Genomic DNA, 12,931 nt, shown 5'->3' on the forward strand with positions numbered 1-12,931 from the left:
AGAAGAATACAATTTGCGGTAGGCATTGAATCCGGTACCAACTAGACTAGTTGGCAACAATATTGAGTTAGCATCAGGAGATCGTATGAATAACTTTACTTACTTTAGTCCAACCAAAATTCATTTTGGTAAAGGTCAGATTGCCGCACTGAAAGAAGAAATTGCGCCCAATAGCCGCGTTTTGCTGACTTACGGTGGCGGGAGCATTAAAGCGAACGGTGTCTATGAGCAAGTGCTCGATGCGCTTCAAGCGTGTTCTGTCGTCGAGTTCGGCGGCATTGAGCCCAATCCGCATTACGAAACCTTGATCAAAGCCGTTGCAGTCGTGAAACAAGAGCAGATCGATGTCATTCTGGCTGTCGGTGGCGGTTCGGTGATTGATGGCAGTAAGTTGATTGCCGCCGCTGCATGTTATGACGGTGATTACTGGGACATCATTACCACCGGTGGTGCTTGTGTGAAGCGTGCTTTGCCTTTGGGTTGTGTACTGACGTTGCCGGCAACCGGCTCTGAGATGAACGGAAACAGTGTGATCACCCGGGCAGAAACACAAGATAAATTAGCCTTTGGCTCTGATTTTGTGCTGCCGTTATTCTCGATACTTGATCCACAAACCACGTATACACTGCCGACCCGACAAATCGCTAATGGTGCCGTTGATAGTTTTGCTCACATTATGGAGCAGTACATGACGTATCCGGTCAATGCGAAAGTCTCTGACCGTTTTGCGGAAAGCCTGTTGACCAATTTGCTGGAAGACGGCCCGGCAGCGCTGGCGACGCCTGAGGATTATGAGGTGCGCGCCAATCTGATGTGGACAGCAACAATGGCGCTCAACGGTACATTGAAAAATGGTGTGCCATCAGACTGGTCAACCCATGCAATTGGTCATGAACTGACCGCGCTGTATGGCCTCGACCACGCTCAGACGCTGGCGATTGTGATGCCTGCATTATGGCGTTACAAAAAAGAGCAGAAAAAAGGCAAACTGTTGCAGTATGCCCACCGCGTACTCAATATTACATCGGGTACAGAAGATGAGCAGATCGAGCTGGCAATTCAGAAAACCGAAGACTTCTTCATCCAGATGGGTAATCCAACCCGACTTTCTGACTACAACCTGAGTGAGAAAGATATTCCGGCAGTGGAAGAAAAACTGACAGCCCACGGCCTGCTTGCGCTCGGAGAGCACCAAGATATTACCCCGCAAGATGCCGCAGAAATATTGAAATTAGCGCTGTAACCGTACAGTGAATCAAAACAGCCCAGTGATGAGAACATGACTGGGCTGTTTTTTTGTCTGTGGGTTGAGTGTCATATTCCGGTGCCACACTGTTGGCTCATAAAAATATCGCTCGGCAGATGAGACAGCATCGTGCTTTACTATACGTTGCTTTGAATAATTAAAATATGATGTGGTGATTTTAGTGGTATGTTGTTCACCATTCGTTTTCGGTTTATACCCAAGTAACCTCAAGATGCAGGATTCAGAGTGTCTTCAATCGGCGCCTTTCTGCGTCAAATGCTATATTCAATATATTTAAGCAAAGCGCTTTTCTAGGTAGTTGATAATATCTGAAGATTCATACATCCATTCAACGTTGCCATCTTGTTCAATCCGTAAGCAAGGCACTCTGACTTTACCACCCCCCTCAAGCAATTCTGTTCGGTATTTTGAGCCTTCTGACACGTCACGCTTTTCAATCGGCAGGTTCAGCTTATACATCGCTCTGCGCGTTTTAGTGCAGAATGGGCAGGCCGAAAACTGGTAAAGGGAGAGGTTGGTTAGCGCTTGGTTAATTTCTTTTTGTTTTTCGGGGTCGCGCTTTTTTTTAGGGCCACGGGTGATGAGATCAACTGCAATAATGATGTAGCCAAGTAGGTTACGGATGACGTTGATAAGTAATTTCATGTGCATGCTCGCTTGTTCTCAAAAAATAAATGAAGATGGGTCATACCCAACTGCCGCCATTCTAACGATAAAATGCTAATAATTTAAGGGCAAGGGAATTGATTCTAAATTGTTGCGCCATATGCGTTCTTATGAATAACGGTGTGCTAGGATCAGATGCGAGTTAAATCAGGGAAAACAACGTATTCAGCAGTATAGAAATGAGTATTTCTAGTATTTAGATGCTGTTTTTTTGTTGAAGTATTAGAAAATCTGCTTTTTATTGCAAGTGTTGGGTGAACTCAATGGATAAAAAGTAACCTTTATTTTATCGCTGCCTTCTGGCAAGTCTGTGCGTTCTGGTGCTCAATCGATCGATTCAACTGGTACATCGCTCGGGACAGATTAATTGCAAAATAGATAGTTATACTGTTAATATCACCTAAAATAAAATTAGAGCACTAAACAATTACAGCTTTTTTTTACTGATTTTTGCTAATTTTTCGCTTTTGAAAGACATAGAGAACTAACGATTAAGGCATTACTATGGATGAAGATGCATTTAAGAAATACAGTATAGATACGACGGATTATCAGGTTGGTCAGGACAATATACAAAAGTGGGGGTTCGATATACACAACCCCGTTTTTGGCATCAGTGCTGCACTCGTTTTATTATTTCTAGGTTCAGTGCTTTTTATTGAACCAAGCGCTGCTAAAGAGGCATTGAACGCTGTAAAAAACGGTATTATTGAAGAGTTCGATACGTTTTTTATGTGGTCGGCAAACTTTTTTGTGGTCTTTACTCTCGTTATTATGTTGTCCCCGCTAGGGAAAATCCGTATCGGGGGTAAGGACGCCGTCGCAGATCACTCCCGTAGTTCTTGGCTTGCGATGCTCTTTGCGGCGGGGATGGGGATTGGCCTCATGTTTTGGGGCGTGGCAGAACCCACCGCCTACTTCACCGATTGGTGGGGAACCCCACTCAATGTCGAACCGATGACACCAGAAGCGAAATCCCTTGCTCTGGGGGCGACGATTTTCCATTGGGGAATCCACGGCTGGGCCATCTATGCGATCGTTGCTCTCGCCTTGTCTTTTTTTGCGTTCAATAAAGGCTTGCCCCTGTCTATACGCTCTGTGTTTTATCCGATTTTTGGGGATAGAGCTTGGGGCTGGCTGGGCCACATTATCGATATTATGGCCGTATTGGCCACGTTATTTGGTCTGGCAACGTCTCTGGGGCTTGGTGCTCAGCAAGCAACTAGCGGTATCAACTACGTCTTTGGTACCGACGGCGGGTTTGGTATGCAATTGACGGTCATTGTTTTTGTTACGCTGATTGCAATCATTTCAGTGATTCGCGGGATTGATGGTGGGGTGAAAGTACTGAGTAATATTAATATGCTATTCGCTTTCATACTCCTCATTTTCATCACGGCGGTTTGCTTTAATATCGCGATCACATCCGTACCCGAGACGTTCATTGCCTATATTAAAAGTATTATCCCACTAAGCAACCCATATGGGCGAGAAGATAAAACATGGATGCACGGCTGGACGGTGTTCTATTGGGCATGGTGGATTTCATGGTCACCATTCGTCGGTATGTTTATCGCGCGCGTGTCTAAAGGCCGTACGGTTCGTGAGTTCTTATTTTCAGTTGTTTTTATTCCGACTTTGATGACCATTGTTTGGATGGGGATTTTTGGCGGTATAGCGCTTAGTCAAGTGATCAATAAAGTGGGTGAATTAGGTACGAATGGATTAACGAATATTTCTCTTACTTTGTTCCAAGTTTACGATCAACTCCCGTTCGGGCACATTATTTCTGTCGTGTCGATTGCTCTCATTTTGATTTTCTTTATCACATCATCAGACTCCGGCTCGTTGGTTATCGATAGCATCACTGCGGGAGGGAAAATCGACGCACCTGTACCGCAGCGTATTTTCTGGGCATCGATTGAAGGAGCGATTGCCGCGATGATGCTATGGGTTGGCGGTACTGACGCCTTGCAAGCATTGCAATCTGGCGTGGTGACAACGGCGCTGCCATTTAACTTCATATTGCTATTGATGTGCGTTAGCTTAGTCAGGGGACTTCGAACCGAACTTCACCTCTATTCTAAGTAGTTTTGGGTCACGTTTATCCGTTCAAAAAGACCAGCCTTAGCTGGTCTTTTTTAATTGTCTAATCACTCTTTAGTCATATTGTCACCGTTTTCGCCAAATTTTAAGTAAACAGCATGACCTTTTTACAGCTACTGTGTAACTTTTATTAGCAGGATATCACAGGGCATTGCTTCAATTAGCGGAGCAGAAACGGACATAAAAAACTGTCCTAATCGACTGTAATGATGGTGGCCCATAATTAATAAATCGATATTATTTTTCTTTATGGTATCTATAATTTCATTGGATAGATCACCCGAACAAATAATTGAATTGGTAATTGGGTAATCAAGATCCCCCAGCTTTGCTAAAATGTCGGATTGAGAGCGATCTCGGGCCATTTCATCATACTTTTCAAAGTCGAAGTCTAATTCGCCAATATAGAAATCCTCAAATTTCATGTCAATATGAATGGTAGATAAAGTCGCGTTATGATTACGAGCTATTTCAATTCCTTTATTGACTATAGTTTTTAAGTTTTCATTAGTATTAATTGCGACCAAAATATTGTGGTAAGACATAAGTGATTCCTTAAAGTAGATGAATACCGGTTGAAACTAGATTGGTAACGAAATAACCACCAACGATCAACCAAATCCATAAAATAGTAGCTAAAATAATCGGTTTAATTCCTACACCACGAATTTTGTTAATATTTGTATCTAGACCCAATGCCCCCATAGCCATGGTTAATAAGAACACAGACGCTTTAGTTAGAATCCCAACAACCGCTACCGGAATAATATGAGTTGAATTAATACCCGCAGCAACAACGAAGAAAATAGCAAACCATGGAATAGTGATTTTTACTTTTTCTCCAGACAAATTGGCACGATTACGGGTAAGGTAATAACTCAAAATCATTAAGAAAGGCGCTAGCATCATCACTCGAGTTAATTTCACAATAACGGCAGTAACCGATATGTCATGACTCATTGCATTAGCCGCTGCCACGACTTGTGCAACTTCATGGATGGTAGCACCGGTATAAATTCCCATGATGGTATCATTCACTGCAAATACATGATAAATCAAAGGATAAACAAACATGCCAAGCGTACCAAAAATCACGACAGTCGCCACCGCAACCGCTGTATGGTGAGGTTTAGGTTTTATGACCGGCTCGGTACCCAAAATGGCTGCGGCACCACAAATTGAAGACCCTACAGCAGTAAGCATAGCGGCTTCTTTTTCCATTTTTAAGAATCTGATACCAATATAAGAACCTCCAACAAATGTCACCGAAATAATAATAAGATCGGTGATAAGACCTACACTGCCTACACTAATAATTTGTTGGAAAGTGATAAAGAAACCGTAGAGAATGATTCCTAACCTAAGCAACTTTTGCTGACTAAATTTTATTCCACTTTCAGCAGACTTTGGTATTCTAGAGCCCGCTATATTACCAATAATCATCCCTAAAATAATGCAAATCACCAACGAGCTAATTTGGTAATGCCTGAAAAAATCCATTGTAGATAAATAATAAGATATCAATGACAATATCAGTGTAAATATAATACCTTTTAGATATTTCATAAGTCCCCCATAAGCGATGATTCTATGTTAACTAATTAGTACTAATACTGATATCTAGATAAAATTTACAAACGTTTAGTTCTATTGAACATCTACGGCAATACATTCATGGTTTCTTTATGGATGGCACAAAGAGGGGACTCATAAATCCTGTATAAAAAGACAGGAAAGAGATTGCGCACCAAACCGCTGCACCTCAATTTTTATATTTCCCCAGCCTCCGGCCCCAAATTTTGACGCACAGTTTAGTTTCTCGATTTCAGAGGCATTGGTGCTCTGTGCGCCAGTTCATCTTTCAGAGATGAAAGACGAACCAGAAAATCTTTTTTTGTTTGACGGCGTCGCACGTTGTCCAGAACCGACTTTTACGGGCGTCCTGCCCGGAAAAGCCTAACCATTCTTCCATGAATGGTTTTCTTTGTTGGGTGGTTGATTTGCGTGCGGTGAAACATGCTTAAAAAGTCAATTTGGTCACAGGACTCAGGGTGAAAAATCAGGACGATTTTTCAGGATTGCTTGAGCAGGAGCGAATCAATCCGACCCTGATTCGGTGCGCTGAACTCAACCCTTAGGCATTTTGGGGTACTTTTTCTGCCGTGAAAAAGTACCTGGGGCGCTTTCGAAGAAGTTAATGAAATCGAGGAAAGAGATTGCGCACCAAACCGCTGCACCTCAATTTTTATATTTCCCCAGCCTCCGGCCCCAAATTTTGACGCACAGTTTAGTTTCTCGATTTCAGAGGCATTGGTGCTCTGTGCGCCAGTTCATCTTTCAGAGATGAAAGACGAACCAGAAAATCTTTTTTATTTGACGGCGTCGCACGTTGTCCAGAACCGCCTTTTACGGGCGTCCTGCCCGGAAAAGCCTAACCATTCTTCCGTGAATGGTTTTCTTTGTTGCGTGGTTGATTTGGATTGGGTAAAACATAGCAAAAAGCCAATTTGGTCACAGGACTCAGGGTGAAAAATCAGGACGATTTTTCAGGATTGCTTGAGCAGGAGCGAATCAATCCGACCCGGCCAGCGTCCACGAACCTAAACCGTTCTTTTGGATACTTTTGGAATGCCAAAAGTATCTGGGGCGCGTGTATCAGATGCCGCAGAAATTAATAAACTCACTGCGCACCAAACAACAGCGCCACAATGTTCATCTCCCCAGCCTTTGGCCCCAAATCTTGATACACAATTAGATTACATTGATTTTCTCTGCCGAGAAAAAGAAGAAAATCTCATCCTGAGCATATCGTTCAAGTTCACTTACAGAAGAACACTCGGTAGATTAAACAGCACTGCGCTGTAATCTATACCACATCTCATTTTTATTTATTATTTCACTTGTATTTTCAGCAAGATAGATAATAATTCTTATGTTCAGAAGTTGTGTTATACAGAGCAATGCTGGGATGTTATACGGCAGGATGCTGTTTAATAACTGTTATGTGCAGTGCTGCTGTCACTGTGGCTGTTTGATTGGGAGCTAGAAATGTTTGACTATACGATCCTACACTGGATGACCTTTTTGTCGGCAGCGGTTCTTTTGAACCTTTCGCCTGGGCCAGATATTGCCTTTATTTTGGGACAGACACTTCGCAATGGAAGGCGCCAAGGTTTTGCTGCTATGTTTGGCGCTTGGACAGGGGCCGGACTGCATGTGGTTATGGCGGCAGTCGGACTTTCGGCAATCCTCGCAGCGTCAGCGCTGGCTTTTTCGATAGTGAAATGGCTGGGCGCTGCTTATTTGATATGGCTTGGAATCAAGATGCTGCTGTCGCGTGGCGACTCATTTGTTACGAGTGAGAGTTTAAACAATCAGAGCCAGCATTCCGTTTATTGGCAAGGCGTGTTGGTTTCAGCGCTTAATCCAAAAGTGGCTATTTTCTTTCTCGCCTTCTTACCACAGTTCGTTGTCGAGGGGGCGGGCTCCAGTGGTGCTCAGCTCTTTCTTCACGGGAGCCTCATAATTGTTGTCGCCGCTTTCATAGAACCGCCCTTGGTTCTGGCAGGGGCTCGGCTGGGTTCACTCCTTAAGAAAAATCGGCAGGTCGGGCTTTGGCTGGATCGAGGCCTTGGAGCTTTATTCGTTACCTTAGGTGTGCGTCTTGCCGCGAGTACTCGATGATCTAGACGTCAGTACCAATCCGCTCAAATGCTTCTCCCGGCATGATTAAATGTGCGCCTGATTTTACATTGCACGGTGTAAATATATTGACAAGTTGATGCAGTGATTCGTCTTTAAGATTACCCCAAGGAGAAAGAGCCGTTTTTAACTGATGAGAGAGTACTATTTGTGACATGTAGATCCTGATTTATGCGTTCTTAAAGGCAAAGTTACATAATGATAGCCTTAGTTTTATGGTCTTGTAGTATATAGTTCTAGATTGAATTTTGTGTTTACAGCGTAGTGGTTAGTCGCATGTTGCCGGAGAATAATGGTTCATATTTACTAATTTCTATAAAATCAAATTATTAATAGATATATTAAGTAAGCTTTTGGCTTAACGTTTTTATGGTCGTTGTGATACGTTTGCAATGGATCCGTTTAATTAATACTCTAGATATGCAGTTGCCTAGAAGGTTTTTATTGTTCTGTGATTAGCACAATGAGGGATCTGAGAACGGCAGTAAACTGAACGGAAATCATAGAATAGTGGCTTTTCTTAACCAAAAAAGAGAGCTGTTATTTAGTAATATAATCACGATAAATTTAAACGAGATATGCTATGAAACTCGAATCTATTGCTCTGCATGAAGGCTATAAGTCTGAAGCGACCACTAAATCCGCAGCTGTACCTATTTATCAAACCACATCGTATACCTTTGATGATACTCAACATGGTGCGGATCTGTTTAACTTAGCCGTGCCGGGTAATATTTATACCCGCATTATGAACCCAACTACCGACGTGTTAGAAAAACGTGTGGCCGCGATGGAAGGTGGTATCGCAGCGCTGGCGGTGTCGTCTGGTATGGCTGCTATAACCTATGCGATTCAGTGTATTACACAGGTGGGGGATAATATTGTCAGTACCAGCCAGTTGTATGGGGGGACGTATAACTTGTTTGCGCACTCGCTGCCGCGCCAAGGTGTGGATGTGCGTATGGTGTCGCACGATGATTTCGCAGGCTTTGAAAACGCGATTGACGAAAATACCAAAGCGGTATTCTGTGAATCGATTGGTAATCCTGCCGGTAATATTGTCGATATTGTGCGTTTAGCCGAAATTGCGCACAAACACGGAGTCCCTTTGATTGTCGATAATACGGTCGCTACGCCTTATTTGTGTCGTCCGTTTGATCTGGGTGCTGACATTGTGGTGCATTCACTCACTAAATATATTGGCGGCCATGGTACATCGATTGGCGGTATTATTGTTGATTCTGGCAAGTTTGATTGGGTTGCCAATAAGAAACGTTTTCCGATTCTTAACGAGCCAGACCCGTCTTATCACGGTGTGGTTTACACCGAAGCATTAGGTGCTGCCGCGTATATAGCGCGTTGTCGAGTGGTGCCGCTGCGTAATACCGGCTCTGCCATTTCGCCGATGAATGCGTTTCAAATTTTACAAGGTTTGGAGACGCTGGGTTTGCGGATGGATCGCCATTGTGAAAACGCCCAGCGCCTTGCGGAATATTTGCAGCAACACCCGAAAGTAGAGTGGGTCAACTACGCTGCTCTACCAGATAGCCCATATTATGAAACCTGCCAAAAAATTACGAAGGGCAAAGCCTCGGGTATTTTGAGTTTTGGTATCTCCGGAGGGATTGATGCCTGTGCCAAGTTTATTGATGCGCTCGATATGATTTTACGCTTGGTCAATATTGGTGATGCGAAATCACTGGCATGTCATCCAGCATCGACTACACACCGTCAGTTGAATGAAGAAGAGCTTAAAAAAGCGGGTGTGAGTGCCGATTTGGTGCGTATCTCAGTGGGTATTGAGCATATTGACGATATTATCGCTGATGTATCTCAGGCGTTAGATAAAGCCTAAAGTGTGACGCGAGGCCCTGAATTGAAGTGTCGGGCCTTTTTTAACAAAGTTATGTTTTACACCAGCGTCGGCGGGCGCTGGTTGGTTTTTACTCACCTTCCCATTGTATTGTGTTGCTCACCACTTTATAGGGGGGATGTATTTTCTCTAAAAGCGATCAGGTGCTCTCAAACTTTTTTCTAGCAGCCCACATGCGGTATTTCAAAATTAGCCCCTTCAAAACGCCCGTTTGATGCCTTATTTTGGTCAATTTGGGGTGTTTTAACTTATTGTTTTTTCGCGATTTGTTTTTGTTGAGAAGTCTCAGGTAAATGGTAACCTGCATATCAAATCATTTTTTGAGGTGAGCACATGGAAAAAACTGAACAGTCATACACCCAAGTAGACTTTTCTCATCAAGACTTGAGTGAACATACCTTTATAAACTGCACGTTTATCCGTTGCTGTTTTAAGCGAGCCAACCTTCGAGATACACAGTTCACTGGCTGTACTTTTATCGAGCAAGGTGAATTAGAAGGGTGTGATTTTTCTTTTTCAGATCTTCGCGATGCTTCGTTTAAAGACTGTCGGCTTACAATGTCATATTTTAATGGTGCTAATTGTTTTGGTATTGAGCTAAGAGATTGTGATCTGAAAGGTGCAAATTTTAGCCAGGCCAACTTCGTGAATCAGGTGTCGAATAAAATGTATTTTTGCTCTGCATACATCACAGGCTGTAATCTGACTTACGCAAATTTTGAGAAGCAAATTATTGAGAAATGTGATTTATTCGAGAATAGATGGATTGGTGCAAACCTCAGAAATGCTTCGTTTAAAGCGTCAGATTTAAGTCGGGGTGCTTTTTCTGCAGACTGTTGGGGTCAATTTAAAATGCAGGGGTGTGATTTAAGTCACTCTGAACTTGACGGTTTAGACCCACGAAAGGTAGACCTGACCGGTGTTAAAATATGCGCTTGGCAGCAAGAGCAACTACTAGAACAACTCGGTCTGATCATTGTTCCGGATTAGCACTTTCTCTCAACCACGCATATAACAAGACGAACCAATTGACCTCGTACTGTCACAAATTTGGGTTCCCCAAATAGCAGGCCCTATGTTCACGCGACAAAGCATAATAAAACGCTTTATATATTAGTGATTACTGCATACGGAATTGATGCACAATCATCGGGTCTAGTGGTACAAAGTACAGCGATTCTCGGTCAAATAGCCGCAACTCTAGAATGCGAGCAACGCTCATATTGATTTGTAACGCGTGGCATCTTTACTCCGCGTTAATTTTAATAAAGCGGTGTGCAACGACTGCAGTATTGCGTCTGCTGACCCTTAGCAGGGGATGTCACATTCCATGCTGTAAGAAATATCAATATGTCGTACGAAGTCGTGACGGAGGTTAGGTTGTGATGCAACTAAGCATAAGTATTTCATCATTATATATGGCAACGCTAGATTATTGAGAAAAGTAATATTTTATTTTTTACACGCTATAAACCAACTGCTATGCTTTTTTTAACGTGAATAAAATAAATAAAAATATGACATGCTTGAAGTATTGTCTTTAGTCATCACCATCATAGGGACTTCACGTTAGAAATATGATGATGCTAGACAGTGAGCAGAACTACGCATCTTCTTAAGCATCATAATAGATTAGCGCAAATCAGATTTTTTAGTTTGGTTCAGTTTTTGTTAATAATACTAGGTGGATGATAAAACCAATTAACCATTCACTCTATGTTGCTGAATTTTGGAGAAATATATGTGTATTTCATTTTTACGCAACACATCTTCATTACTTTTTATATTTTTAATTTTATCTTTTTTACCGACGGCTGGTGCTGCACCAGTGAAAGGTTCACATGTTAAAATATATGTTTCAAGCCTTCCTTATCTTTACACATCTCATGCTGTAAATGGCGCACTTTTAAGACCCGCTAACAACGAACGTGGTTGGGAATACTATATGGCCACATCTCATACACAAATTAGCGATACCGTCTATGAATTTAAGTTACGTCAAGGTGTTCAGTTTCAGGATGGAACGCCATTTAATGCAGATGCAGTGATTGAAAATATGGAGTATTTCAAAAAGGAACCCTTTTTGTTTAGTAAAATCAATACTGTATATGACCATACGGAAAAAGTTGACGATTATACAGTAAGGTTCTATTTAAAAGAAAAGTATGGAACATTCCTCAATGATGTCATCTGGATTCAATTTTATACAACAAAATATCTCAAAAAATTTGGCTGGAATGGTAAAGCAACCTGCCCGAATTTGGCTGAAGCCGGTCCTTATGGATTAGGGCCTTATATCCTTAGTGAAGGTTATATAGAAGGTGATAGAAAGACAGATAAAGCAGTATTAATTGCCAACCCTTATTACTATGACAAAGATTTAGTAAAAGTAGAAAAATTCACTATCTACACAAAGCTAGATCCCAAGGTTGCACTATATGATGTCATGGAATCTGAAGGCCATTTGGATATCATGCCAATCGACTTTTCTGATGTTAAATTAGTCAGCTCTTCTCCTTACGCTAAACTAATTACAGGGCCATCAACCGATAATATTGCCATTCATATCAATATGGTGAATGGTAACGAAAAACTAAAAGATAGAAAAGTTCGTCTTGCTCTGAATAGAGCAATCGATCAGCAAGAGTTATTACATTATGCATTTTCTGATTATGGTCAAATAAAGCCTACGTTAGCTTCACCCAATTTCCCTGGTGTTAAAGATGCTGTAAAAAATCTGAAGGCCTATTCAGAAATTGAGTCACCAAAAAAAATACGGCAGGAACTAAAGAGCATTGTCGGTGGGCTGAAACTTAAAGTGCTAACACAACAGAAGTTCATGTTTCTTTGGCGGTCAATCGATCGAGATTTACGCAAAGTTGGTGTAAAACTTGATTTTGAAATTGTTGATGAAACGACTATTTTTGGACAAGTTCTGTCTACTAATGCGGGTAAGAATACAAAATCGTGGGATTTGATTGTGTGGGGCGATGATGATTGGTACTTCAATCATCCATGGGCTGCCGCCTTTGTTTATCAGCCCAATAGTGTCTGGAGTACGATGCCAGCGGATCCTCTGATGGGTAAGTATATTGATGAAATGTTTAAAGCTGCCGCCAACACGCCGCAATTCAGTGAAGTTATGACAAAAATGGTTAATCATGTCTATAAAAATGCTTATATGCTTGTTGTACCGGCTCCAAACAAGGTTGTTGCAGTCAATAAGAAGGTTTCTTACACCCCATTACCAATGGCTTCTCTTCCACTATGGGAAATTGAGGTGAGTGGTGATCACTGGTCACTAAAACAATAATGAA

General features: G+C 42.1%; 11 protein-coding genes. 7 read left to right on the forward strand and 4 right to left on the reverse strand.

Annotation, left to right across the window (positions count from 1 at the left end):
- Positions 1-85: 85 nt before the first annotated feature.
- Entirely contained in the window at positions 86-1,243 is a 1,158-nt protein-coding gene (locus tag MKS89_RS17520; RefSeq protein ID WP_072954913.1) for an iron-containing alcohol dehydrogenase, read from the forward strand.
- Positions 1,244-1,540: 297 nt separating this feature from the next.
- Here MKS89_RS17520 and MKS89_RS17525 read toward each other — a convergent pair whose 3' ends face one another.
- On the reverse strand, positions 1,541-1,912 hold the full coding sequence (locus tag MKS89_RS17525; protein ID WP_072955119.1) for a glutathione S-transferase N-terminal domain-containing protein: 372 nt from the start codon (positions 1,910-1,912) through the stop codon (positions 1,541-1,543).
- Between the two features lie 525 nt (positions 1,913-2,437).
- On the opposite strand from MKS89_RS17525, the gene MKS89_RS17530 reads away from it, so the two are divergent.
- The gene (locus MKS89_RS17530; protein WP_072954916.1) at positions 2,438-4,024 is read left to right on the forward strand and encodes a BCCT family transporter; all 1,587 of its coding nucleotides are present in this window, start codon (positions 2,438-2,440) and stop codon (positions 4,022-4,024) included.
- Between the two features lie 128 nt (positions 4,025-4,152).
- Here MKS89_RS17530 and MKS89_RS17535 read toward each other — a convergent pair whose 3' ends face one another.
- A complete protein-coding gene (locus MKS89_RS17535; protein ID WP_072954919.1) occupies positions 4,153-4,584 on the reverse strand; it encodes a universal stress protein in 432 nt (143 codons plus the stop codon).
- Positions 4,585-4,594: 10 nt separating this feature from the next.
- Entirely contained in the window at positions 4,595-5,605 is a 1,011-nt protein-coding gene (locus MKS89_RS17540; RefSeq protein WP_072954922.1) for a YeiH family protein, read from the reverse strand.
- 1,062 nt (positions 5,606-6,667) lie between these two features.
- Here MKS89_RS17540 and MKS89_RS17545 point away from each other — a divergent pair.
- Both MKS89_RS17545 and MKS89_RS17550 read left to right on the forward strand, forming a co-directional pair.
- Positions 6,668-6,904, forward strand: coding sequence for a hypothetical protein (locus tag MKS89_RS17545; RefSeq protein ID WP_131814847.1), 237 nt, complete (start codon positions 6,668-6,670; stop codon positions 6,902-6,904).
- Between the two features lie 183 nt (positions 6,905-7,087).
- Positions 7,088-7,723, forward strand: coding sequence for a LysE family translocator (locus tag MKS89_RS17550; RefSeq protein WP_072954924.1), 636 nt, complete (start codon positions 7,088-7,090; stop codon positions 7,721-7,723).
- 1 nt (position 7,724) lies between these two features.
- On the opposite strand, the gene MKS89_RS17555 is transcribed toward MKS89_RS17550, so the two are convergent.
- A complete protein-coding gene (locus MKS89_RS17555; RefSeq protein ID WP_159439555.1) occupies positions 7,725-7,898 on the reverse strand; it encodes a hypothetical protein in 174 nt (57 codons plus the stop codon).
- Between the two features lie 426 nt (positions 7,899-8,324).
- Here MKS89_RS17555 and MKS89_RS17560 point away from each other — a divergent pair, with 426 nt between their 5' ends.
- The 3 genes from MKS89_RS17560 (at position 8,325) to MKS89_RS17570 (ending at position 12,927) form a co-directional block, all read left to right on the forward strand.
- The gene (locus MKS89_RS17560; RefSeq protein ID WP_072954926.1) at positions 8,325-9,596 is read left to right on the forward strand and encodes an O-acetylhomoserine aminocarboxypropyltransferase/cysteine synthase family protein; all 1,272 of its coding nucleotides are present in this window, start codon (positions 8,325-8,327) and stop codon (positions 9,594-9,596) included.
- A gap of 351 nt (positions 9,597-9,947) precedes the next feature.
- A complete protein-coding gene (locus MKS89_RS17565) occupies positions 9,948-10,604 on the forward strand; it encodes a Qnr family pentapeptide repeat protein (protein ID WP_072954929.1) in 657 nt (218 codons plus the stop codon).
- Positions 10,605-11,355: 751 nt separating this feature from the next.
- Positions 11,356-12,927, forward strand: coding sequence for an ABC transporter substrate-binding protein (locus MKS89_RS17570; protein WP_072954931.1), 1,572 nt, complete (start codon positions 11,356-11,358; stop codon positions 12,925-12,927).
- The last annotated feature ends 4 nt before the right edge of the window (positions 12,928-12,931 follow it).

Origin of the sequence: Vibrio gazogenes (assembly GCF_023920225.1) — a bacterium.
In the GTDB taxonomy this organism is placed as follows: Bacteria; Pseudomonadota; Gammaproteobacteria; order Enterobacterales; family Vibrionaceae; genus Vibrio; species Vibrio gazogenes.

Excerpts from the sequence above, each read along its gene's own strand:
- MKS89_RS17520 (WP_072954913.1), top strand. The coding sequence starts at position 86 with ATGAATAACTTTACTTACTTTAGTCCAACCAAAATTCATTTTGGTAAA.
- MKS89_RS17525 (WP_072955119.1), bottom strand. The coding sequence starts at position 1,912 with ATGAAATTACTTATCAACGTCATCCGTAACCTACTTGGCTACATCATT.
- MKS89_RS17530 (WP_072954916.1), top strand. The coding sequence starts at position 2,438 with ATGGATGAAGATGCATTTAAGAAATACAGTATAGATACGACGGATTAT.
- MKS89_RS17535 (WP_072954919.1), bottom strand. The coding sequence starts at position 4,584 with ATGTCTTACCACAATATTTTGGTCGCAATTAATACTAATGAAAACTTA.
- MKS89_RS17540 (WP_072954922.1), bottom strand. The coding sequence starts at position 5,605 with ATGAAATATCTAAAAGGTATTATATTTACACTGATATTGTCATTGATA.
- MKS89_RS17545 (WP_131814847.1), top strand. The coding sequence starts at position 6,668 with ATGCCAAAAGTATCTGGGGCGCGTGTATCAGATGCCGCAGAAATTAAT.
- MKS89_RS17550 (WP_072954924.1), top strand. The coding sequence starts at position 7,088 with ATGTTTGACTATACGATCCTACACTGGATGACCTTTTTGTCGGCAGCG.
- MKS89_RS17555 (WP_159439555.1), bottom strand. The coding sequence starts at position 7,898 with ATGTCACAAATAGTACTCTCTCATCAGTTAAAAACGGCTCTTTCTCCT.
- MKS89_RS17560 (WP_072954926.1), top strand. The coding sequence starts at position 8,325 with ATGAAACTCGAATCTATTGCTCTGCATGAAGGCTATAAGTCTGAAGCG.
- MKS89_RS17565 (WP_072954929.1), top strand. The coding sequence starts at position 9,948 with ATGGAAAAAACTGAACAGTCATACACCCAAGTAGACTTTTCTCATCAA.
- MKS89_RS17570 (WP_072954931.1), top strand. The coding sequence starts at position 11,356 with ATGTGTATTTCATTTTTACGCAACACATCTTCATTACTTTTTATATTT.